The sequence below is a fragment of the Cohnella algarum genome, from assembly GCF_016937515.1.
Taxonomy (GTDB): Bacteria; Bacillota; Bacilli; order Paenibacillales; family Paenibacillaceae; genus Cohnella; species Cohnella algarum.
In genome coordinates, this window is the sequence record NZ_JAFHKM010000002.1 from 3,491,797 (window position 1) to 3,513,128 (window position 21,332).

General features: G+C 56.2%; 18 protein-coding genes, 16 tRNA genes and 2 rRNA genes. 34 read left to right on the top strand and 2 right to left on the bottom strand.

The features are described from left to right. Positions 1 to 40 precede the first annotated feature (40 nt). From JW799_RS15510 to JW799_RS15540, 7 genes are all read left to right on the top strand, one after another. Entirely contained in the window at positions 41 to 913 is an 873-nt protein-coding gene (locus JW799_RS15510) for a hypothetical protein (RefSeq protein WP_205430583.1), read from the top strand. A gap of 35 nt (positions 914 to 948) precedes the next feature. Further along, entirely contained in the window at positions 949 to 1,098 is a 150-nt protein-coding gene (locus tag JW799_RS15515; protein WP_176220702.1) for a hypothetical protein, read from the top strand. Between the two features lie 43 nt (positions 1,099 to 1,141). Further along, on the top strand, positions 1,142 to 1,288 hold the full coding sequence (locus tag JW799_RS15520) for a hypothetical protein (RefSeq protein WP_176220701.1): 147 nt from the start codon (positions 1,142 to 1,144) through the stop codon (positions 1,286 to 1,288). 11 nt (positions 1,289 to 1,299) lie between these two features. Beyond that, complete coding sequence (locus JW799_RS15525) at positions 1,300 to 1,710, top strand: hypothetical protein (protein ID WP_245809685.1); 411 nt, start codon at positions 1,300 to 1,302, stop codon at positions 1,708 to 1,710. A 50-nt stretch (positions 1,711 to 1,760) separates the two neighbouring features. Next, the gene (locus JW799_RS15530; RefSeq protein ID WP_080834525.1) at positions 1,761 to 2,243 is read left to right on the top strand and encodes a hypothetical protein; all 483 of its coding nucleotides are present in this window, start codon (positions 1,761 to 1,763) and stop codon (positions 2,241 to 2,243) included. Positions 2,244 to 2,544: 301 nt separating this feature from the next. Continuing rightward, positions 2,545 to 2,808, top strand: a complete 264-nt coding sequence (locus JW799_RS15535; RefSeq protein ID WP_205430584.1) for a hypothetical protein — start codon at positions 2,545 to 2,547, stop codon at positions 2,806 to 2,808. 258 nt (positions 2,809 to 3,066) lie between these two features. Beyond that, entirely contained in the window at positions 3,067 to 3,447 is a 381-nt protein-coding gene (locus JW799_RS15540; RefSeq protein ID WP_080834519.1) for an ATPase, read from the top strand. 59 nt (positions 3,448 to 3,506) lie between these two features. On the opposite strand, the gene JW799_RS15545 is transcribed toward JW799_RS15540, so the two are convergent. Further along, positions 3,507 to 4,598 (bottom strand): EAL domain-containing protein, encoded by a 1,092-nt coding sequence (locus tag JW799_RS15545; protein ID WP_205430585.1) that lies wholly within the window; start codon positions 4,596 to 4,598, stop codon positions 3,507 to 3,509. A 199-nt stretch (positions 4,599 to 4,797) separates the two neighbouring features. Here JW799_RS15545 and gatC point away from each other — a divergent pair, with 199 nt between their 5' ends. The 7 genes from gatC (at position 4,798) to JW799_RS15580 (ending at position 11,656) form a co-directional block, all read left to right on the top strand. Next, a complete protein-coding gene (gene gatC / locus JW799_RS15550; RefSeq protein WP_080834515.1) occupies positions 4,798 to 5,085 on the top strand; it encodes an Asp-tRNA(Asn)/Glu-tRNA(Gln) amidotransferase subunit GatC in 288 nt (95 codons plus the stop codon). A 30-nt stretch (positions 5,086 to 5,115) separates the two neighbouring features. After that, complete coding sequence (gene gatA / locus JW799_RS15555; protein ID WP_205430586.1) at positions 5,116 to 6,567, top strand: Asp-tRNA(Asn)/Glu-tRNA(Gln) amidotransferase subunit GatA; 1,452 nt, start codon at positions 5,116 to 5,118, stop codon at positions 6,565 to 6,567. A gap of 22 nt (positions 6,568 to 6,589) precedes the next feature. Continuing rightward, entirely contained in the window at positions 6,590 to 8,032 is a 1,443-nt protein-coding gene (gene gatB, locus JW799_RS15560) for an Asp-tRNA(Asn)/Glu-tRNA(Gln) amidotransferase subunit GatB (RefSeq protein ID WP_080834510.1), read from the top strand. Positions 8,033 to 8,117: 85 nt separating this feature from the next. Further along, entirely contained in the window at positions 8,118 to 8,588 is a 471-nt protein-coding gene (locus JW799_RS15565) for a GNAT family N-acetyltransferase (protein WP_205430588.1), read from the top strand. Between the two features lie 141 nt (positions 8,589 to 8,729). Continuing rightward, positions 8,730 to 9,299, top strand: a complete 570-nt coding sequence (locus JW799_RS15570) for a TM2 domain-containing protein (protein ID WP_205430589.1) — start codon at positions 8,730 to 8,732, stop codon at positions 9,297 to 9,299. Positions 9,300 to 9,371: 72 nt separating this feature from the next. Next, complete coding sequence (locus tag JW799_RS15575) at positions 9,372 to 9,803, top strand: Fur family transcriptional regulator (protein ID WP_080834505.1); 432 nt, start codon at positions 9,372 to 9,374, stop codon at positions 9,801 to 9,803. Positions 9,804 to 9,946: 143 nt separating this feature from the next. Further along, entirely contained in the window at positions 9,947 to 11,656 is a 1,710-nt protein-coding gene (locus JW799_RS15580; protein WP_205433002.1) for a glycosyl hydrolase family 18 protein, read from the top strand. Positions 11,657 to 11,707: 51 nt separating this feature from the next. On the opposite strand, the gene JW799_RS15585 is transcribed toward JW799_RS15580, so the two are convergent. After that, on the bottom strand, positions 11,708 to 12,073 hold the full coding sequence (locus tag JW799_RS15585; RefSeq protein WP_080834500.1) for a DUF2614 family zinc ribbon-containing protein: 366 nt from the start codon (positions 12,071 to 12,073) through the stop codon (positions 11,708 to 11,710). A 162-nt stretch (positions 12,074 to 12,235) separates the two neighbouring features. Between JW799_RS15585 and JW799_RS15590 the strand changes: the two genes are divergently transcribed. The 20 genes from JW799_RS15590 (at position 12,236) to JW799_RS15685 (ending at position 21,179) form a co-directional block, all read left to right on the top strand. After that, the gene (locus JW799_RS15590; protein ID WP_205430590.1) at positions 12,236 to 13,126 is read left to right on the top strand and encodes a nucleotidyltransferase-like protein; all 891 of its coding nucleotides are present in this window, start codon (positions 12,236 to 12,238) and stop codon (positions 13,124 to 13,126) included. A 129-nt stretch (positions 13,127 to 13,255) separates the two neighbouring features. After that, positions 13,256 to 14,059 (top strand): hypothetical protein, encoded by an 804-nt coding sequence (locus JW799_RS15595; protein WP_205430591.1) that lies wholly within the window; start codon positions 13,256 to 13,258, stop codon positions 14,057 to 14,059. 438 nt (positions 14,060 to 14,497) lie between these two features. After that, positions 14,498 to 16,048 (top strand): 16S ribosomal RNA (locus tag JW799_RS15600). A 376-nt stretch (positions 16,049 to 16,424) separates the two neighbouring features. Next, positions 16,425 to 19,469 (top strand): 23S ribosomal RNA (locus JW799_RS15605). Together the 16S and 23S rRNA genes with 16 tRNA genes alongside form the textbook arrangement of a ribosomal RNA operon. Positions 19,470 to 19,578: 109 nt before the next feature. After that, positions 19,579 to 19,654 (top strand) — tRNA-Asn (locus JW799_RS15610). 3 nt (positions 19,655 to 19,657) lie between these two features. Continuing rightward, positions 19,658 to 19,750 (top strand) — tRNA-Ser (locus JW799_RS15615). A gap of 6 nt (positions 19,751 to 19,756) precedes the next feature. After that, positions 19,757 to 19,831, top strand: a tRNA-Glu gene (locus JW799_RS15620). Positions 19,832 to 19,929: 98 nt separating this feature from the next. Then, positions 19,930 to 20,006: transfer RNA gene (locus JW799_RS15625), tRNA-Met, on the top strand. A gap of 34 nt (positions 20,007 to 20,040) precedes the next feature. Continuing rightward, positions 20,041 to 20,117, top strand: a tRNA-Asp gene (locus JW799_RS15630). Between the two features lie 10 nt (positions 20,118 to 20,127). After that, positions 20,128 to 20,203: transfer RNA gene (locus JW799_RS15635), tRNA-Phe, on the top strand. A 21-nt stretch (positions 20,204 to 20,224) separates the two neighbouring features. Next, positions 20,225 to 20,300 (top strand) — tRNA-Thr (locus JW799_RS15640). A 19-nt stretch (positions 20,301 to 20,319) separates the two neighbouring features. Next, positions 20,320 to 20,403: transfer RNA gene (locus JW799_RS15645), tRNA-Tyr, on the top strand. Positions 20,404 to 20,414: 11 nt separating this feature from the next. Beyond that, positions 20,415 to 20,488, top strand: a tRNA-Trp gene (locus JW799_RS15650). Between the two features lie 23 nt (positions 20,489 to 20,511). Then, a tRNA-His gene (locus JW799_RS15655) sits at positions 20,512 to 20,587 on the top strand. Between the two features lie 21 nt (positions 20,588 to 20,608). After that, positions 20,609 to 20,683 (top strand) — tRNA-Gln (locus tag JW799_RS15660). A 4-nt stretch (positions 20,684 to 20,687) separates the two neighbouring features. Beyond that, a tRNA-Gly gene (locus tag JW799_RS15665) sits at positions 20,688 to 20,762 on the top strand. A 70-nt stretch (positions 20,763 to 20,832) separates the two neighbouring features. Further along, positions 20,833 to 20,907 (top strand) — tRNA-Gly (locus JW799_RS15670). A gap of 13 nt (positions 20,908 to 20,920) precedes the next feature. Then, positions 20,921 to 20,994: transfer RNA gene (locus tag JW799_RS15675), tRNA-Cys, on the top strand. A 15-nt stretch (positions 20,995 to 21,009) separates the two neighbouring features. Continuing rightward, a tRNA-Arg gene (locus JW799_RS15680) sits at positions 21,010 to 21,086 on the top strand. Between the two features lie 7 nt (positions 21,087 to 21,093). Then, positions 21,094 to 21,179: transfer RNA gene (locus tag JW799_RS15685), tRNA-Leu, on the top strand. The last annotated feature ends 153 nt before the right edge of the window (positions 21,180 to 21,332 follow it).

Sequence of the window (21,332 nt, forward strand, 5' to 3'; positions counted from 1 at the left end):
TTCGAAAAAAGGAGGGAGAAAGCTGACCTACGGTGAAGGCTTGTTCGGGATTGTCGGCTGGGGCGTTCAATTTGTGCTCGTCGCCGTCGCGTTCGGCATGCTGCTCCGGCTCGTCTTTTGGCGGCGTCCGAGGTGGCGGGTATCGTGGCGGACGTGGAAAAGCCGGAAGCCGCCGAAGTCGTGGCTCAAGCTGACCGGCTGCGACCGGGACAGCGCGGCGCTTCAGGAAAGAAGAGTGCTGCTGCTCGGCTGCGGCATTCGCTGGGATCCGGCCGTCTATTTGGCCGCGAGACGAAGCTTGATGGGCGTTTTGCCGGTCGCGCTTGCCGGAATGTGGATCATGGCGGACTTGACGCCGATGCCCGACCGAATCGCATGGAACGCCACGCTTCCGCTCGGCCTTTTGTTTTTGCTGACGGCATCCGATCGGCCGATGCTGTCTTCGGCGAGGCGGTACCGCACGGATCGCATCCGGCACGAGCTGGTCGCCGTCAGCAGCCAGCTGTTGTACTATTCGGGCTCCCGGCTGCATTTGCACGGCAAGCTGACGAGGTGTTTGCCTTACGCGCGCGTCATTCGCCACGATTTGCATTTGCTTCTCAACGAGTGGTACCACGACGCGGACGGCGCGCTCGTCCGTTTCAAAAACCGGCTCGGCACGAGCGAATCCTACGGCTTTGCCGAAACGATCCGGTCGCTGAGGCTCGGCGAAAGCGAGGAAGTCTACCATTTGCTCCGCGAAATGGTCAAGGAGTATAAAGCGAAAATCGAAATCGAAAAAGCCGGACGCAAGGAGACGGCATCCTACGGGCTGTTCGTGCTGGCGGGAATTCCGATTCTTTACACGTTTCAAATCTTTTTGTATCCGTGGATTCAAGAGTCGCAAAAGCTGTTCGACGCTTTGAACTCGTAGCGGCCATGAAAAAAAGATCGAAGGGAGACAGGCGGATGAGAAATATTTTGATAACCGTAATGATGCTGATCGTTGTGGCGCTGATGTTCACCAATGTCATCGCCCAGGACGGCACGGGGACGAGGGATCGGATCGAGACGCAAGGCACGACGACCAACACGACGCTCGGATCGCTGGCTCCTTAAGCGGGCCCGCTCGCGGGCAGGATCAAGAAAGGAGGGTCGCGGGATGCGGCAGATGCTGATGACGATGCTGCTTATTTTGACGGTGGTTGTCCTTTATTTAAACGCGGTGGACGGGGACGAGGGAACGGGCGAGCATATCCGGAATTCCGGCAGTTCGATGGCGGGCGCCATTTCCCGCATCAGCCCGTGAAGCAGCTGCTCGTGTTCATTTTGTTTGCGGCGATGTTTTGCTGGCTGATGTTTTCTCCGGTATACAAGCATGTATTGGTCGTCCGGCACGCCCTGCTGCAGCAGGAGGTGGACTACTTGCTGGAAGTGGGGGCAAGCGGCGCTTACGGCTACATCGGCCCGGCGATGCTGGCCGAATCCCGGGCCCGGCTTTCCGAATTCGGTTTCCGGCCGGGAGGGCTCGAATACGAAGTCGCGTCTTCCACCGGCGCGGAGGCCGGGAATGCGGCGGCGCCGCTTCCGCGCGGCGTCGGGCTAAAGCTTACGATTCGCTACCCGTACGAGCAGCTTCTCGACATCGATCGGCTGATCGGAGTCGAGCCTCCCGATGCCGACGCCAAAATCGCCGCTTCGGGAATGCAGATGAGCGAATATGTGCCGTAGGAGGCGAAGACAGGCGAACGATAATTGCCAAGGCGTTGCGGAGGGAGCCCATGCACAAGCTCGTTTTTAGCGTGCTGATGATCGTCGTATGGTGGATGCTGCACGCAATGCAGCTCGACGAGGAAATGGCGATCGGCATGCTGTACGAAGGAAAGAGAGCCGTCAATCGGGCCGCGCATGCCGCCGCCCAGCAATTGGACCGGGACAAGCTCGAGCAGGGGATCGTTTCGATCGATGCGGAAGCGGCCTCGGCGGAGGCTCTTTCCTATTTGCGGACGAATCTTCGGCTTCTCGGCGACTTGTCCCCGCAGCCCGGCAGCATGCTTCGGGAGCCGGTCGAAATCCGGGAGTTCCGCGTCATCAATGAAGACGTCGATTTTCCGTACACTTACGTCAACGCGGAGTACGGCTTCGAAGTGACGCTGCGGCGGCCGGGGGTCGTGCTGATCGCCCATGTGGCCTACCCGAGGCTGTTCGGCGTGCTCGCGCCGATCGAATGGGAGTTGAAAGGATCGGCCGAGCTCGTTTATTGAGTTCGCGCGTTCGGTCCAAGCCGGCGGTGCAGGAGACGGTTCCTGTCCCGCTTTTTTGAATTTGGCGGCAAATCTCGTTCCGCCGACTGAGCCCGTTCCGGCGGTCATAGGCTATACTACGGGATGAAAGTCATTCGGAACAGACAAACGGTCGGGAGGGCTCTATATTGGACGAACAGCTCGTTCGAGCAGCGGCGGTCATCGGCGCGGTCGTGTTTCTGGTCATTTTCGCGATTCAAATCCTGCTTGCGCTCGGGTTGGCTTCGGGAGAACTGACGATGGGGGATATCGCAAAGGGATTTTGCCGAAACCATTCCGTTTGCTCAGTTTTCTGTCCGCCTGCGTCATCCTCTTTTTCGGACTGGTCGTTTTGCAGCGGGCGGCCATCATTCCCGAATGGCTGAACGCAAAGTGGTCCCGCGGTTTGCTATGGTTTTTTACGGTTTATTTAGGGTTGAATACGATAGCCAATTCCCTATCCAAAAGCAAGAAAGAAAAACGGATCATGACGCCGCTGGCCGGAATCGCTTTTTTATCCTGCTTGATCGTCGCGATCTTTGGCTGAGCCGAAAAACGCCCGATGACGGCCCTCCCCCTCGATGGCCGCGGGCATTCGCATCCGTTTCGAATCGCATCTTGACAGCGCAACTTAATAAGTATATATTGTGCTTACTTAAAGTTAGTTAGTGCTCCATGCGGACGGCGCGAATATATATGAAAGCAAGAGGCGAAGAAGAACGAACGAAGCGGGAAATTTGCAAATGCTCCCCGTTATCTAGTAGGATAGAAGCATCAGCGCTTTCATCAGGGGGAGGGGAACGACATGATGAAGCTGGGGGAAAAAATCGTCATCCTAAGCGACAGTTTCGAACAGAATCTTCCCGTGGGAGATTACGGATACATCATCGCGTACGACCGAAACAACGACAGCGTGTTTGATTATATTATCCGGGTACCGAAAGCAAACCGCCAATTTTACGTTTCGGCCCGGGACATCGAGCGGGAAGAAAAGCTGCTGGAGCTGGAAGCGGAGCGAATCGAGCGGGAGGCGCTCATCGACTTCGCGCTGGCGACGCGCAACGAGGAACTGTTCAGGCGCGTCATGAACGGCGACGCAACGTCCGCGGAAGACGATGGAGAAGACAAAGAAGTGATGAGCCGCGACGAATTTATTCGTCAGGTCAATTTGAAAGCGTGGATATGATCAGCGCGCAGGGGCGAATCGCGCCGCCGGGACGGCGGACGGTTCGCCCCTGTTTTTATTTAAACGCCGACGAGGGCGGGAATCGGAACGGGAGAAGGTTTTCCGAAAAAATAGCCTTGCAGCAGCGCGATGCCGCTATCGCGCAAATAGCGCCAATCCCGCTCGTCGTCGACTCCCTCCGCAAGCACGATCCCGCCAAACCGGGAGGCGCGTTCGAGCGTTCGGTCGATTTGCTCTTGTTTGAAGCCGCTCGCATGACAGCCCTGAACCCGGCTTCGGTCGAGCTTGACGTACTCGGGTCTTAAGATTTCCAGCGTTTCGCTTGCGGCATCTTCCTCCCCGAAATCGTCCATCGCGAGCCGAATGCCTTGTTCGCGGTAAGCGTCGAAAATGCCGGAAAGATGGCGAATGTCGCTCAGCTCCTCGGTTTCGACGATTTCAAACACGAAATCGGCGGGATCCAGCCCGTATTCGCGGATCAGGCCGATCGTAGGCTTCAAGTAAGCCGACGGGTGCTCGAGCGACGAAGGAAGGAAGTTGACGAATTTTTTGACTCCGTTCGGCGCATGGCGGGCGGCGACCCGAATGGCCGAGTTGCGGGCTTCCCGGTCCAGGAACGAATGCAGGCCCGCTTCCCGGGCGATCGAAAACAATTCCGCCGGCCGGAACGGGGGATGCTCGGGCAGCGGCCTCAGCAAAAATTCATAGCCGAAAAGGTCGCCGTCCGGGCGTACGATCGGCTGCATGAAACTCGTGAAGCGGCGATGCAAAATCAAATCGGAAATTCGGTCGTTCCCGATTCGCGAAAATAAAAATTCGACCGACTCCCAGCCTTCTCCGTCCTCGTACGAGGCAAGGCGATCCTTATCCGCGGAATGCAACGGTTCGGGTTCTCCGTCCTCGTACGTAATTCTGCAGCGCAGATGGCGGTACTGCTCCGGCGCGAGCCGGCGCTGCAGGTCGGTGACGAGGCGGAGCAAGGGCGCGGGCTCCTCGTACGTCGCCGCCCAGACTTTTTCGTTCGAGCCGCCGTTTGTCTGCGTCGCGAGCTCGTCCAATACGGCGCATACTTCGGGATCGTCCGAAGCGAACTCGAGCATGCCGGCTTCGCGCAGCGGCAACCGCCGGTTGCAGACATGGTGTTTTCGCATGAAACTCCCTCCGTCCGTATCATCCGAATTCAAGTCACCCTATTATTACCCGATTCATCCGAAATGAAACCGGAGCGTCCCCGGGCGAACCGGAGGACGGCGCAAATCGCTTTCGGAGCAACGATTCATTGAGTTCGAACCGGTTGTCCGATATAATAATGAGAATGATCGGAGCCCCACGCGAGGAGGAACAAGAAAGATGAGCATTAGCGCCAAAGACGTCGAACACGTCGCCAATCTGGCCCGGCTGACGCTGACCGACGAGGAGAAGGAACAGTTCGCCGGCCAGTTGAGCGCCATTTTGAAATATGCGGAAAAGCTGAACGAACTGGACACGGACGGAATCGAACCGACCAGCCACGTGCTGCCGCTTTACAACGTCATGCGCGAGGACGAGGTCGCGCCTTCGCTTCCGATTGAGAAGGTCATGGCCAACGCCCCCGAAGAAGAAGACGGACAATTCAAGGTTCCGTCCGTTTTGGAATAGTCAAACAGCGAGGTTAAGGAGGAACTTATTTTGTCGTTGTTGAATCAGCGCTTGCATGAAGTCCGTCAGCTCCTCAGCAAAAAGGAGCTCTCGGTATCCGAGCTCGTCGACGCTTCGTTCAAACGGATCGCCGAGACGGAGGAGCGGGTCGGCGCCTTTTTGGCGTTGAACGAAGAGAACGCCCGCCGCGAAGCCCGTCGGCTGGACGAATCCGGCTCCGCCGATTCGGGCTTGCTGTACGGCTTGCCGATCGGAATCAAGGACAACATCGTGACCGAAGGGCTGCGCACGACGTGCGCCAGCCGGTTTTTGTCCAACTACGATCCGATTTACGACGCGACGGTCGTCACGAAGCTCAAAGGAGCGCAAACGGTGACGGTCGGCAAGCTGAATATGGACGAGTTCGCGATGGGCGGCTCCACCGAAAATTCCGCCTTCAAGCCGACCCGCAATCCGTGGGACACGGAACGGGTTCCGGGCGGCTCCAGCGGCGGCTCCGCAGCGGCCGTCGCGGCGGGCCAGGTCTACTTTACGCTCGGCTCCGACACCGGCGGTTCGATCCGCCAGCCGGCCGCGTATTGCGGCGTCGTCGGCCTGAAGCCGACGTACGGGCTCGTGTCCCGCTTCGGGCTCGTGGCGTTCGCGTCCTCGCTCGACCAAATCGGGCCGATCGCGAAAAACGTCGAAGACGCCGCTTACGCGCTGCAGGCGATCGCCGGGCACGATTCGCGCGATTCGACTTCCGCCAACGTCGAAATTCCGGATTACGCGGCAGCGCTGACCGGCGACGTCAAGGGCTTGCGCATCGGCGTGGCGAAGGAATATCTCGGCGAGGGCATCGATCCCGCCGTCAAGCAGCGCGTCATGGAAGCGCTGAAAACGTTCGAGTCGCTCGGCGCCGCATGGGAGGAAGTGTCGCTTCCCCATACCGAATACGCCGTCGCCGCTTATTATTTGCTCGCTTCCTCGGAAGCATCCTCCAACCTGGCGCGGTTCGACGGTGTCCGCTACGGCGTCAGGGCGGACGATCCGGACAATCTGATGGAGCTTTACCGCCGCTCGCGCAGCGAGGGGTTCGGCAACGAAGTGAAGCGGCGCATCATGCTCGGCACGTACGCGCTCAGCTCCGGCTATTACGACGCCTATTACAAAAAGGCCCAGCAAGCGCGCACGCTGATCAAGCGCGATTTCGACCGGGTGTTCGAGAAATTCGATCTGATTATCGGACCTACGGCTCCGACGACGGCTTTCAAAATCGGCGAGCAGGTCGGCGATCCGCTCACGATGTATTTGAACGACATCTGCACGATTCCGGTCAGCCTGGCCGGCGTGCCCGCGATCAGCGTTCCGTGCGGACTTGCGGACGGACTGCCCGTCGGGCTGCAAATCATCGGCAAGCCGTTCGACGAGGCGGCGGTGCTGCGCGCGGCGCACGCCTTCGAGAGCCACACGGATCACCACAAGCTGCGCCCAGCGCTGTAATCGAATTTAGGAGGAGCAACGAATGTCCATCCTTTCCCCATACGAAACGGTAGTCGGGCTAGAAGTCCACGTCGAGCTGCATACGAAGTCGAAAATTTTTTGCGGCTGCTCGACGTCCTTCGGCGCCCCGCCGAATACGCATACGTGTCCCGTCTGTCTCGGCCATCCCGGCGTTCTGCCGGTGCTGAACCGCCAGGCGGTGGAATACGCCATGAAGGCGGCGATGGCGATCAACTGCGAAATCGCCGAATGGTGCAAGTTCGACCGCAAAAACTATTTTTACCCGGATTCGCCGAAAGCGTACCAGATTTCGCAATACGATCAGCCGATCGGAAGCAACGGCTGGATCGATATCGAAGTGGACGGCAAAACGAAACGCATCGGCATTACCCGGCTTCATCTCGAAGAGGATGCGGGCAAGCTGACGCATATCGACGGCGGCTTCGGCTCGCTCGCCGACTTCAACCGCGTGGGCACGCCGCTCGTCGAAATCGTGTCCGAGCCGGACATCCGTTCGCCCGAAGAAGCGAAAGCATATTTGGAAAAGCTGAAAGCGATCATGCTGTACTGCGAAGTTTCCGACGTGAAAATGGAGGAAGGCTCGCTTCGCTGCGACGCGAACATCAGCCTTCGTCCGCGCGGCCAGCAGGAATTCGGCACGAAAACCGAGCTCAAAAACATGAACTCGTTCCGCGGCGTGCAGCGCGGGCTCGAATACGAGCAAATGCGGCAAGCCGAAGTGCTCGAATCCGGCGGGCGCATCGTCCAGGAAACGCGCCGCTGGGACGAGGCTCAAGGCAAAACGCTCAGCATGCGGAGCAAGGAAGACGCGCATGACTATCGCTATTTTCCGGATCCGGATCTGGTGCGCCTGCATATCGACGACGAGTGGAAGGCCCGCGTGCGGGCGTCCATTCCGGAGCTTCCGGATGCCCGCCAGGCCCGCTATACGCAGCAGTACGGATTGCCGTCCTACGATGCCGGCGTCCTGACCGCCTCGAAAAAGCTGGCCGACTTCTTCGAAGAAAGCCTGAAATACACGAGCGACGCGAAAGCTTCCGCGAACTGGATCATGGGCGACCTGCTCGGCTATTTGAACGCGAACGGCCTGGAGCTCGACGACGTGAAAATCACCGGCCAAGGGCTCGGCGAAATGATCGGCCTGATCGAAAAAGGGACGATCAGCAGCAAAATCGCCAAAACCGTGTTCAAGACGATGCTTGAAACCGGCGGCTCCCCGCAAAAAATCGTCGAGGAGCAGGGTCTTGTGCAAATCAGCGACGAGGGCGCTATCGTGGCAATCGTCGACGCCGTCATCGCCCGCAACCCGCAATCGGTGGAGGACTACCGCGGCGGCAAGGACAAGGCGATCGGATTCCTCGTCGGCCAAATCATGAAAGAAACGAAGGGCAAGGCCAATCCGGGCCTTGTCAACAAGCTTCTATTGGAACGGCTTAAAGGTTGATCAAACCGCAAACGGCAATAAAACGGCAACTCGGATTCCGGTTCGGGCTTGCCGTTTTTTGCGATTTCAGGGAGGCTGAGGGCGAGTGAACGTCGAGCGATTGCATTTGCGGGATTACGAAACCGCCGAGGAGCTGTGGAGCTTGCAGCTTGCCGCATACCGAGTGGAAGCCGCGGCGATCGGAGTTGCCGATCTGCCGCCGCTGCTGGATACGATCGCCTCCCTGCGGGGGAGCGGGGAAACGTTCTGGGGCTGCCGGAACGAGGAAGGGGAACTGGTCGGCGCCGTTTCGACGAAAGAAGCGGAAGGCGTCGTCACGATTTGCCGGGTGATGGTCCAGCCGGAATATTTTCGCCAGGGCATCGGAAAACGGCTTTTGGAGCATGTTCTGAACCTTTACGCCGATGCCGGGAGATTCGAGCTTTCCGTCGAAAGGAGAAACGGTCCCGCGATCGGGCTGTACCGGAAGCTCGGCTTCGTTCCGTACGGAAAAATCGAACCCCTTCCCGATATCTCGCTTGTTCGGATGGTCAAAGAACGCGGAAAGCAACCTTAGACTTTAGTCGGGTTTCAAGCCCCGTCAACAAGCCGTTGCCGGTCGCGATTCCAGCGTTGTACACTAGGAAAAGCGCAGGAAGGCGGAAAAATATAGCGCCGGCGTCGAAACCGCGGCGATCATAATCAGGAGGTTTCAAAGATGAACGAGTCCGTCCCTTACCGGAAAAAGAAAAAATGGCTGGCCGGCCTGCTGGCGATGTTCGTCCCGGGCATCGGGCATATGTACCTTGGGCTTATGCAGAAGGGCGTGGCGATCATGATGCTGCTGGCGCTCGATATTTGCGGCATCGTTTTCGTTTCCATGGAATTCGGCGACAACGTGCTGTCGATCGTGCTGCTGAGCTTGCTGATTCCGATTATTTATTTTTACAATTTGTTCGATGCCCTGCAAAGCGCCGAAATGGTCAACGACCGATCGGCCGCTGGACCGGCAGGCTACGGCTGGCCGGGCGAAAACGGCTGGAACGGCCTTCCGCCCGCCGCTGCCGAAGCAAAACAGGCTTACCAGGCGCCCAAAGCGACGGCCGGCGGGACGGGGCTCATTTTGCTTGCCGCAGGCGGACTTGTGCTGCTCGCTTCGATCGGTTTCGAATGGCCTCGCAAGCTCATGACCGAGGGAGGCTCGCTGATGGGCGGCGCGATTTTGATCGGATGCGGCGTTTACTTGTGGTTTCGGGAACGGCGGGTGCGCGCGGACGGCCGCGACTGAAGCTTCTTCCATTGACAATCCGGAAAATTTACACGTACAATAAGTTTAACTTATTGAAAGGCTGTGAAGAGCATGGATTCCAGGGTTCATCACGCCGTGGACCAGCTCAAATCCGGAGGGGTTCGGATGACGCCGCAGCGGTATGCCATTCTTCAGTTTCTGATGGAGTCGCGTGAGCATCCCACCGCGGATGATATTTTCCAGTCGTTATCGCCCCAATACCCGAGCTTGAGCGTGGCGACGGTCTACAACAACTTGAAATTGTTCGTGGATGCCGGCCTTGTCAGGGAGCTGACGTATGGGGACGATTCCAGTCGGTTCGATGCCGATCTGTCCGACCATTATCACGCCATTTGCACGAGCTGCGGAGTGATCGTCGATTTCGAGCATCCGCCGTTTCGGGAAGTGGAGCAAGCCGCGGCCCAGCGCACGGGGTTTCATATTCATGGGCACCGCATGGAAGTTTACGGGCTTTGTCCGACCTGTGCGGCAATGCGGGCTTAACGAAGACTAAAGCGATTATTCGCATAGACGCGCGGAGGGTGGAGCCTACGCGCGTTTTTGATTGCAACCGGACAGCCGTTTCGTTCGTCCAAACGTAGAGAGAACCTAACAATGCGTAGAAATGGGAGAGTGAACTTTTGAATATGACAGTGATGACCGGACGCCGCAAGCGGAAGAGACGGGGGCCGGTTTTTCTGTTTTTGCTGCTTGTTTTGGCAGCATCCGCCGCCGTCGTCTGGTGGGGGGTCAACCAACCGAACAAAAGCCGCGCAACGCTCGAATACATGGACAAGCCCGGCCCGATCATGATGAACGGACAATGGCTGGACGCTTACGCGCAAGGAGAAGGAGACGGATTGCTGATCCCTATGAAGATAGCCGATCAGCTGCTCGGGGACGGCGTTCATTACGAGGAAGAAAGCGGATCCATCATCCTGACGACCGAGTCGAAAGTGCTTCATTTCAAGACCGGGGAGCTGGACGCGACGTTAAACCGCCAGCCGTTCCCGTTAACGTTCGCCGCGCAAACGATAGAAGACGAGTTGTATTTGCCCTTCGCTCCGCTGGAGCAGCTGTTCGGAATCCGGGCGGAGACGGGGGCGTCAAGCGGAATCGTCACCCTCGCGATGCCGAATTCGTCTTTGCAGCATGCGCTGGTTCCCGATAAAAAATCCGGGGCTAAGCTGCGCAGCGGCCCCAGCAAAAAGGAACCGATCGTCGAGGATTTGCAGCCCGGCTCGACCCTTGTCATTTGGGGCGAGGAGGAAGGCTGGTACAGAGCCCAATCCGCCGAAGGACATATCGGTTACGTGGACAAGCGCGACGCCAATCTGGCGGACATCGAGCAGATTGCGCCCGCGGCCGAAGAGGAACCGTTCGTCGCCTGGAAGCTGGCCGGCAAACGCATCAATTTGACGTGGGAGGCCGTTTATTCCGCGAACCCCGATACATCCGAGATCGGCGAGCTGACCGGCGTCAATGTCGTCAGCCCGACCTGGTTCGAATTGCAGGACGGCGCCGGAACGATCAAAAGCATCGCCGACGCGGGGTATTCCGAGTGGGCCCGAAACAGGGGCATGCAGGTGTGGGGATTGTTCAGCAACGGTTTCGAACCGGATCGCACGACCGAGGCGCTCGCTTCATATGAAACGAGAACGAAAATGATTCAGCAATTGCTTGCTTATGCCAAGACGTTCCGTCTGCAGGGCATCAATATCGATTTCGAAAATGTGTACACGGAAGACAAAGACAATCTCGTTCAATTCATGCGGGAACTGACGCCGCTGCTTCACGAGCAGGGCCTCGTTTCCTCCATCGACGTCACGCCGAAGTCGAACAGCGAAATGTGGTCGGCGTTTCTCGATCGTAAACGGTTGGCCGAAAGCACGGACTATTTGATCGTGATGGCGTACGACGAGCATTGGGCGTCGAGCCCGACGGCCGGATCGGTCTCCTCCTTGCCATGGGCGGAAGCGTCCGTCAAACGGATTCTGGAGGAGGATTCGGTTCCGAAGAGCAAGCTTATCTTGGGCATGCCGCTGTATACCCGGTTATGGACGGTCGCGGCGGACGGGAGCGTCTCGTCCAAAACGATGAGCATGAACGCGGTCAACGAACTGCTGCAGGAGAAAAAGCTGACGCCGACGTTCTCGTCGGAGACGGGGCAGCATTACGTGGAATATAAGGAAGACGGCGAAACGAAAAAAATCTGGATCGAGGATGCGACTTCCATCAAGGCGCGGGCGGAGCTGGTCAAAAAATACGACTTGGCCGGCGCGGCCACCTGGCGGAGAGGCTTCGAATCGTCCGACATTTGGAAAGCGCTGGATGAGACGCTGCAAAGCCATCCGTAAAAAGAAAAAAGAGCGGGCCGGAAATTCGATTTCCTGTCCGCTCTTTGTCGGTTAGGCCTGGGAGGCCGGCTGTTCCCGGGCTTCGACGCCGCTTGTCGCCTGCGCCGGGTCCCAGGTCAAAATCGTATGGCAGTACATGCAACGGTCCGTTTGTCCGAGCACTTTCGTCCGTTTGCCGCATTCGGGGCATTCGATGACCGGCGCGTTGGTGGACAGCATGCCGACCCAGAAATAAACGATCATGCTGGCCATGCAGGCGATCAAACCGAAAACCATGAAGATGCCCGCGATAATTTTGCCGACTTGCCCGAACATCAGAATGCCGCTCGTGCCGAACACCATTAGCCCTAAGCCAATGAACACGGCGAGAAGCGCCCATGTTCTCAGGGTCGTAATTTTGCTTGCTTTCATTTTCATTTTCGTCTGCTCCCGTCATCTTTAATGAAGCTTCGGCAGGAAACCGAAGCCGTTATGTAGAAGAAAGAATGCATTCGCCCTCTCATTATAGCTTACATTTAGCGTACGGGCCACTTGTCCTCGAATACAAGCGGTTTGGCGCGCACAAAGGCGGTGCCGGTCGTGAGTCGTTTGGATGCAAGCGGTTTATTCTATACGGATTTGTTCGCTCGTGAGAAAGGGTTGACCGGTCTTGTTCTGGTGTCGGACCCATCCGCTCATCACACTCTCATGGACGGCATGGACCGTCTCGTTCTCGCCGTATACGAGGAACTCGCGGACAAACGGGATACGGAGCATTGGATGTGGGGAGGGACGCGAATTCTCGTCCGCAGATTGACGAAGGACGCGCTGGAAGACGAAATCCGTCACGGGGAAATAACTGGAATTATCCAGTGGCTGGCCGGCGGCGAAGTGCTGCTTGACCAGGACGGCGACCTCGAGCGGATGAGGGAATCGATCCGAATATGGCCGGCCTCGATCAAGGAACGCAAGCTGCTTTGCGAATTTTCGTGCTTTGCGAAAACGTATTCGCTGACGAAGCGGTATTTGCAGGACGGATCGGTGATGGACGCGTACGGGCATGTCCTGCTGTGCTTGCAGCACTGGGCGAATCTCGTCCTCATCGAGGAAAGAAAAGGTCCCGAACCGGACGTTTGGCAGCATGTCAAACGGATTAATCCGGGGGTGTACAAGCTGTACGAGGAATTGACGGCCAACGAGGAAACCGAGGAGCAGCGCGTGCGGCTCGCGATGCTGGCTTGCGAATTTTCGCTGCTGACGAAGATGAAATCCTCGTGCATCTTGCTGCTGCGTCTGCTCGGCAGCCGTTCGGATGGCTGGAGCGCCGCGGATTTGATGCATCATCCGGAGCTTTCGGGGCTGCCGATCGATCTTGAGCTTTTGCTGTTCAAGCTTGTGAAGCGCGGATATGCCCGGGAAGTCGTCAAATCGGTTCGCGAGCCTGTCAGCGGCTTGTGCGAAATCCGGTATACCGCGGAGCGCGTGGGATAGGAAAAGCAACCGTCAGACTCGGTCTGGCGGTTTTTTCTTGAATAAGAGGGAAAGTCGAATTATAATAACTGATAACGATTCTCATTATCGTGAGGATACATCATTTTCTCCGTTGGAGTTGACTATAAGATGAAGGGCAATGAGCCGTTAAAGGAAGAACTGTTGTTTCATCAATCGTCGGTAAAAGTTCTTAAAGATCGAACAATCGTGACCGCACCCGCCGGGAGAGGGATCTGGAAAGCGGCGCAGGGCGGGGAATGGGCGTCCATGGCGATAGGTCTGCCTACGCAGACGCATGTGAACCGGCTTCAACTGTCGGGCGAAACCCTGTTTGCCTGCACGAATCAGGGGATGTTCAAGCTGGAGCGGGAAAGCTGGAGGCCGATGGAGATGCCGATGACGTGTTATCAGTACCGGGATGTAGGCCATTCCGCTTTCGCGGCTACTTCGCACGGATTATGGTTTCTCACCGAAAAGGGCTGGAAAAGCGCGGCTTTTTCCTATTCCCCGGTTTATGACTTTTTGTACACGCCCCACTATCTGTTTCTTGCGATGGAGTGGGGAATCGCGATGTACGACCGCCTGACGTGCGCTTGGCAGGAATATACGTTGGGTACCAGAATAACAGGCCTCGGCGTATTCGGCGGACGCTTGTTCGGCGTGACCGAGCACGGGGAGTGGATGCTGGGCAACAAAAAAGGCGGCTTCGATAAAATTAAGTTTCCCGGCATCTTCATCTTCAATACGGTGATGTGCGATCGTTCCGTTTACGTTTGCGCCGATCGGGGATTATATCGAATGGATATTTTGCGGGGGCAGCCCTCTCTTCTGTCGGTGAACCTGGGCGGGCCGGTAACGGATTTGCATATCCGCGACGGGAGTCTTTATCTGGCCACGTTGAGCGAAGGCGTGCAAACGATCGATATGAGGTAAAGCGGCAAAAAGCAATCGACTCCGGAAGCTGCAAAAGACTGAAAAATAAGATCTTTTATTTTGTCGAATTTGGCGTTGACGAACCTATAGAAGATGTGTTAAATTAGTTTTCGCCGCTGAGAGACGGCAACGCGCAAGCGGTGCTTGAAAAGCAAGAACAAAATTTTTTAAAAAAAGTTCTTGCAATCAGATAGGCGAATGTGATATATTAATCAAGTCGCCGTTACGACAGCGACGCGAAAGCGAAGGCCTTCGGGCTAACGCGATTGCTCCTTGAAAACTGAACATCGAGCGTAATTGGAAACAAGTCGAATGCAGGCTTTGAGCCTGTGCGAGACAAACCAGCAATAACTTTTTGAGCCTAAGGGCTCTTCAATAAAGTAGTTGGACATTTTGACTCTCAGGATTTCCTTCGGAAACCCTGCCGTCAAAAGTCCCTTTATGGAGAGTTTGATCCTGGCTCAGGACGAACGCTGGCGGCGTGCCTAATACATGCAAGTCGAGCGGATCTTTTTAGGTAGCTTGCTACTTAAGAAGGTTAGCGGCGGACGGGTGAGTAACACGTAGGCAACCTGCCCTTTAGCCTGGGATAACATTCGGAAACGAATGCTAAGACCGGATACGCAGCTTGGTCGCATGAGCGAGCTGGGAAAGACGGAGCAATCTGTCGCTAAGGGATGGGCCTGCGGCGCATTAGCTAGTTGGTGGGGTAACGGCTCACCAAGGCGACGATGCGTAGCCGACCTGAGAGGGTGAACGGCCACACTGGGACTGAGACACGGCCCAGACTCCTACGGGAGGCAGCAGTAGGGAATCTTCCACAATGGGCGAAAGCCTGATGGAGCAACGCCGCGTGAGTGAGGAAGGCCTTCGGGTCGTAAAGCTCTGTTGCCAGGGAAGAATAAGGGCTAGTTAACTGCTAGCTCGATGACGGTACCTGAGAAGAAAGCCCCGGCTAACTACGTGCCAGCAGCCGCGGTAATACGTAGGGGGCAAGCGTTGTCCGGAATTATTGGGCGTAAAGCGCGCGCAGGCGGTTCTTTAAGTCTGGTGTTTAAGTGCGGGGCTCAACCCCGTGACGCACTGGAAACTGGGGGACTTGAGTGCAGAAGAGGAGAGCGGAATTCCACGTGTAGCGGTGAAATGCGTAGAGATGTGGAGGAACACCAGTGGCGAAGGCGGCTCTCTGGACTGTAACTGACGCTGAGGCGCGAAAGCGTGGGGAGCAAACAGGATTAGATACCCTGGTAGTCCACGCCGTAAACGATGAGTGCTAGGTGTTGGGGGGTCCACCCCTCGGTGCCGAAGTTAACACATTAAGCACTCCGCCTGGGGAGTACGGTCGCAAGACTGAAACTCAAAGGAATTGACGGGGACCCGCACAAGCAGTGGAGTATGTGGTTTAATTCGAAGCAACGCGAAGAACCTTACCAGGTCTTGACATCCCTCTGACCGGTCTAGAGATAGGCCTTTCCTTCGGGACAGAGGAGACAGGTGGTGCATGGTTGTCGTCAGCTCGTGTCGTGAGATGTTGGGTTAAGTCCCGCAACGAGCGCAACCCTTGATCTTAGTTGCCAGCACTTCGGGTGGGCACTCTAAGGTGACTGCCGGTGACAAACCGGAGGAAGGCGGGGATGACGTCAAATCATCATGCCCCTTATGACCTGGGCTACACACGTACTACAATGGCCGGTACAACGGGAAGCGAAAGGGCGACCTGGAGCCAATCCTAAAAAGCCGGTCTCAGTTCGGATTGCAGGCTGCAACTCGCCTGCATGAAGTCGGAATTGCTAGTAATCGCGGATCAGCATGCCGCGGTGAATACGTTCCCGGGTCTTGTACACACCGCCCGTCACACCACGAGAGTTTACAACACCCGAAGCCGGTGGGGTAACCGCAAGGAGCCAGCCGTCGAAGGTGGGGTAGATGATTGGGGTGAAGTCGTAACAAGGTAGCCGTATCGGAAGGTGCGGCTGGATCACCTCCTTTCTAAGGAACCCTTCGGGGGATAAAGTCCAATTACGCTCGAGTTCAGTTTTGAAGGAGGAATCCTTCAATCCTATCGCTTGCCTCGCTGGAAAGATTTGCGTCTTGAGAGCGGAAGGACAATGTGATAAGATGATATTCTGTCGCCGATTGGCGATGGGGATTTGCTGACAACCGACACGCGGCGAACGCCGCAGGGTAACGGTTGCAGCTTGCACCTTGACAACTGGATACGAAACGAAAGCAACGAACCGACACGCAGCGAACGCTGCTGGGTAGCGGTTAGTTGTAGCGCAAAAGAAGATCATCTAATGACCTTATGTGTTGTGGAGCGGAGAGTACGAAGGTACTTGAAGTGAAAATGGCAAGCTAACCGAGAGGTTAAGCTAATAAGGGCGTACGGAGGATGCCTAGGCGCCAGGAGCTGACGAAGGACGCGGCGAACAGCGAAATTTCCTCGGGGAGCCGTAAGCAGGCTTTGATCCGGGGGTGTCCGAATGGGGAAACCCGGCTGTGGTAATGCACAGTCACCCATGAGTGAATTCATAGCTCATGAGGGAGCATACCAGGGGAACTGAAACATCTAAGTACCCTGAGGAGAAGAAAACAAAACAGTGATTCCGTCAGTAGCGGCGAGCGAACGCGGATTAGCCCAAACCAGGGAGCTTGCTCCCTGGGGTTGTGGGACGTCTTATACGGAGTTACAAAAGAGCAGGTTAGGCGAAGAGGTCTGGAAAGGCCCGGCAAAGAAGGTAAAAGCCCTGTAGCCGAAAGTCTGCTCTCTCCAAGACGGATCCCGAGTACCGCGGGACACGAGAAACCCCGTGGGAATCCGGCAGGACCATCTGCCAAGGCTAAATACTCCCTGGCGACCGATAGCGAAGCAGTACCGTGAGGGAAAGGTGAAAAGCACCGCGGGAGCGGAGTGAAAAAGAACCTGAAACCGTACGCTTACAAGAAGTCAGAGCCCGATTTAGGGGTGATGGCATGCCTTTTGTAGAATGAACCGGCGAGTTACGTTTACGTGCGAGGTTAAGCTGGAGAAGCGGAGCCGAAGCGAAAGCGAGTCTGAATAGGGCGATTGAGTACGTAGGCGTAGACCCGAAACCGTGTGATCTACCCCTGTGCAGGGTGAAGGTGAGGTAACACTTACTGGAGGCCCGAACTCATGAACGTTGAAAAGTTCTGGGATGACGTGGGGGTAGGGGAGAAATTCCAATCGAACTCGGAGATAGCTGGTTCTCCCCGAAATAGCTTTAGGGCTAGCCTCGAGGTTGAGCATCGTGGAGGTAGAGCACTGATTGGGTGCGGGGCCCGCCAAGGGTTACCAAGTTCAGTCAAACTCCGAATGCCACAGATGTATACTCGGGAGTCAGACGGCGAGTGCTAAGATCCGTCGTCAAGAGGGAAAGAGCCCAGATCATCAGCTAAGGTCCCCAAGTGTGTGTTAAGTGGGAAAGGATGTGGAGTTGCGAAGACAACCAGGATGTTGGCTTAGAAGCAGCCACCATTTAAAGAGTGCGTAATAGCTCACTGGTCGAGTGACTCTGCGCCGAAAATGTAACGGGGCTAAACACACCACCGAAGCTATGGCAGGTCGTCGTCTTCACTTTGTTCTGGTAGAACCGGGACATTTGGTCAGAATCAACCGTAAAGGTTGTTCAAAGATTCTGACCCAAATGCCCCAGCTAAACACACCAGGGTGAAGTGAAGACGACGAACTGGGTAGGGGAGCGTTGAATGCGGGTTGAAGTCGGACCGGAAGGACCGGTGGACTGCATTCAAGTGAGAATGCCGGTATGAGTAACGAAAAGACAGGTGAGAATCCTGTCCGCCGAAAGCCTAAGGGTTCCTGAGGAAGGTTCGTCCGCTCAGGGTAAGTCGGGACCTAAGGCGAGGCCGAAAGGCGTAGTCGAAGGACAACAGGTTGAAATTCCTGTACCACCGTAAGCCGTTACGAGCGATGGGGGGACGCAGGAGGGCAAGAACGCGAGCTGATGGATATGCTCGTCCAAGCAGCGAGGCTGATGCGTAGGCAAATCCGCGCATCGAAAAGGCTGAGCTGTGATGGGGAGGGAAAATCACAGTACCGAAGGTTCCGTGCTCACGCTGCCGAGAAAAGCCTCTAGCCAGGCGAAGGTGCCCGTACCGCAAACCGACACAGGTAGGCAAGATGAGTATTCTAAGGCGCGCGGAAGAACTCTCGTTAAGGAACTCGGCAAAATGACCCCGTAACTTCGGGAGAAGGGGTGCCTCGGTAGGGTGAATAGCCCGAGGGGGCCGCAGTGAAGAGGCCCAAGCGACTGTTTAGCAAAAACACAGGTCTGTGCGAAGCCGCAAGGCGAAGTATACGGGCTGACGCCTGCCCGGTGCTGGAAGGTTAAGGGGAGCGGTTAGGAGCAATCCGAAGCTGTGAACCGAAGCCCCAGTAAACGGCGGCCGTAACTATAACGGTCCTAAGGTAGCGAAATTCCTTGTCAGGTAAATTCTGACCCGCACGAATGGCGTAACGACTTGGGCGCTGTCTCAACGAGAGATCCGGTGAAATTTTAGTACCTGTGAAGATGCAGGTTACCCGCGACGTGACGGAAAGACCCCATGGAGCTTTACTGTAGCTTGATATTGGACTTTGGTACGGTCTGTACAGGATAGGTGGGAGCCTGAGAAGTCGGTGCGCAAGCATCGATGGAGGCGCCGTTGGGATACCACCCTGATCGTATCGGAGTTCTAACCTGTCACCGTGAATCCGGTGAAGGGACCGTGTCAGGCGGACAGTTTGACTGGGGCGGTCGCCTCCCAAAATGTAACGGAGGCGCCCCAAGGTTCCCTCAGAATGGTTGGAAATCATTCGAAGAGTGCAAAGGCATAAGGGAGCTTGACTGCGAGACCTACAAGTCGAGCAGGGACGAAAGTCGGGCTTAGTGATCCGGTGGTACCGAATGGAAGGGCCATCGCTCAACGGATAAAAGCTACCCTGGGGATAACAGGCTTATCTCCCCCAAGAGTCCACATCGACGGGGAGGTTTGGCACCTCGATGTCGGCTCATCGCATCCTGGGGCTGAAGTAGGTCCCAAGGGTTGGGCTGTTCGCCCATTAAAGCGGTACGCGAGCTGGGTTCAGAACGTCGTGAGACAGTTCGGTCCCTATCTGTCGCGGGCGTAGGAAATTTGAGAGGGGCTGTCCTTAGTACGAGAGGACCGGGATGGACGCACCGCTGGTGTACCAGTTGTTCCGCCAGGAGCATGGCTGGGTAGCCAAGTGCGGGAGGGATAAGCGCTGAAAGCATCTAAGCGCGAAGCCCGCCTCAAGATGAGATTTCCCAATTCGTAAGACCCCTGGAAGAACACCAGGTTGATAGGCTCGGGGTGGAAGCGCGGCAACGTGTGGAGCTGACGAGTACTAATCGGTCGAGGGCTTATCCTAAAGCGAAGCGCCTGCGGGCATGGAGCAGACGGGAAGCAAGCCAGCAAACAACAATGCGCAATCGTTTCGTATCCGGTTATCAAGGCGCAAGCTTTGATTTCCTTTACATTCCCCGATAGCTCAGTCGGTAGAGCACTCGACTGTTAATCGAGTTGTCACAGGTTCGAGTCCTGTTCGGGGAGCCATTTGGAGAGATGTCCGAGTTTGGTCGAAGGAGCACGATTGGAAATCGTGTAGGCGTCACAAGCGTCTCGAGGGTTCGAATCCCTCTCTCTCCGCCAGCACATGGCCCGTTGGTCAAGGGGTTAAGACACCTCCCTTTCACGGAGGTAACAGGGGTTCGAATCCCCTACGGGTCACCACTTTCTTTTTGGCTAACATCGCATAAAAGAAAAGGGTTGCAAAACGGTGGGCGATTGGTTATGATATATAAGTCGCCTTTAAAGGAAATGTTTAACGACGCGGGGTGGAGCAGTCCGGTAGCTCGTCGGGCTCATAACCCGAAGGCCGCAGGTTCAAATCCTGCCCCCGCAACCAAATGATCTACCTTCGGAGCCATCCGAGAATATGTGGAGCTGTGGTGTAGAGGCCTAACATGCCTGCCTGTCACGCAGGAGACCGCGGGTTCGAATCCCGTCAGCTCCGCCATTGCAACTAAGGCTCGGTAGCTCAGTTGGTAGAGCAGAGGACTGAAAATCCTCGTGTCGGCGGTTCGATTCCGTCCCGAGCCACCATTTACTGGTTCATTAAGACATGCCGGTGTAGCTCAATTGGTAGAGCAACTGACTTGTAATCAGTAGGTTGGGGGTTCAAGTCCTCTCGCCGGCACCATGTTTTGCGATAGGAACATGGAGGGTTAGCGAAGTGGCCAAACGCGGCAGACTGTAAATCTGTTCCTTCGGGTTCGGTGGTTCGAATCCATCACCCTCCACCACTTACCTTTTTAGGGGCATAGTTTAAAGGTAGAACAGCGGTCTCCAAAACCGTTAGTGTGGGTTCAATTCCTGCTGCCCCTGCCAAAATTGGATATGCTTAAATTATGGCGATCGTGGCGAAGGGGTTAACGCACCGGATTGTGGATCCGGCATTCGTGGGTTCAAGTCCCATCGGTCGCCCCAGTTATTCAAATGAAAACGCGTTGGGGATTAGCCAAGCGGTAAGGCAACGGACTTTGACTCCGTCATTCCTAGGTTCGAATCCTAGATCCCCAGCCATTTTGCGGACGTGGCTCAGTGGTAGAGCATCGCCTTGCCAAGGCGAGGGTCGAGGGTTCGAATCCCTTCGTCCGCTCCATTTACAAAGCCGATCCGTATGCGATCGGACGTCGAACTTCTAGGTTCAATCCTAGATCCCACCCGTTTTTGCGGACGTGGCTCAGTGGTAGAGCATCGCCTTGCCAAGGCGAGGGTCGAGGGTTCGAATCCCTTCGTCCGCTCCATTAGTTTGATCTCGGCGCCATAGCCAAGTGGTAAGGCAGAGCTCTGCAAAAGCTTTACCCCCAGTTCGAATCTGGGTGGCGCCTCCATACAATTTCATACGCGCGCCCTTAGCTCAGCTGGATAGAGCGTTAGACTACGAATCTAAAGGCCAGGAGTTCGAATCTCTTAGGGCGCGCCACCTATATGCTGGTGTGGCGGAATGGCAGACGCGGCGGACTCAAAATCCGCTTCCGGCGACGGAGTGGGGGTTCAAGTCCCTTCACCAGCACCATACATAACGACAAAACCCTTGAAGATCAATGGAAATTGATTTCAGGGTTTTTTATATTTTTGCGAGCAATATATCATTAGAAACGCATTTCCATTGGAGATCGGCTTGACATACTGCGAAAACCGGCTTGGTGCTGAATAGCGGCGCTGGTTC

What these genes read in the sequence shown, in the direction of transcription:
- JW799_RS15515 (WP_176220702.1), top strand. Translation starts at nt 949, where the DNA reads ATGAGAAATATTTTGATAACCGTAATGATGCTGATCGTTGTGGCGCTG.
- JW799_RS15520 (WP_176220701.1), top strand. Translation starts at nt 1,142, where the DNA reads ATGCGGCAGATGCTGATGACGATGCTGCTTATTTTGACGGTGGTTGTC.
- JW799_RS15530 (WP_080834525.1), top strand. Translation starts at nt 1,761, where the DNA reads ATGCACAAGCTCGTTTTTAGCGTGCTGATGATCGTCGTATGGTGGATG.
- JW799_RS15540 (WP_080834519.1), top strand. Translation starts at nt 3,067, where the DNA reads ATGATGAAGCTGGGGGAAAAAATCGTCATCCTAAGCGACAGTTTCGAA.
- JW799_RS15545 (WP_205430585.1), bottom strand. Translation starts at nt 4,598, where the DNA reads ATGCGAAAACACCATGTCTGCAACCGGCGGTTGCCGCTGCGCGAAGCC.
- gatC (WP_080834515.1), top strand. Translation starts at nt 4,798, where the DNA reads ATGAGCATTAGCGCCAAAGACGTCGAACACGTCGCCAATCTGGCCCGG.
- gatB (WP_080834510.1), top strand. Translation starts at nt 6,590, where the DNA reads ATGTCCATCCTTTCCCCATACGAAACGGTAGTCGGGCTAGAAGTCCAC.
- JW799_RS15570 (WP_205430589.1), top strand. Translation starts at nt 8,730, where the DNA reads ATGAACGAGTCCGTCCCTTACCGGAAAAAGAAAAAATGGCTGGCCGGC.
- JW799_RS15575 (WP_080834505.1), top strand. Translation starts at nt 9,372, where the DNA reads ATGGATTCCAGGGTTCATCACGCCGTGGACCAGCTCAAATCCGGAGGG.
- JW799_RS15580 (WP_205433002.1), top strand. Translation starts at nt 9,947, where the DNA reads ATGACAGTGATGACCGGACGCCGCAAGCGGAAGAGACGGGGGCCGGTT.
- JW799_RS15585 (WP_080834500.1), bottom strand. Translation starts at nt 12,073, where the DNA reads ATGAAAATGAAAGCAAGCAAAATTACGACCCTGAGAACATGGGCGCTT.
- JW799_RS15595 (WP_205430591.1), top strand. Translation starts at nt 13,256, where the DNA reads ATGAAGGGCAATGAGCCGTTAAAGGAAGAACTGTTGTTTCATCAATCG.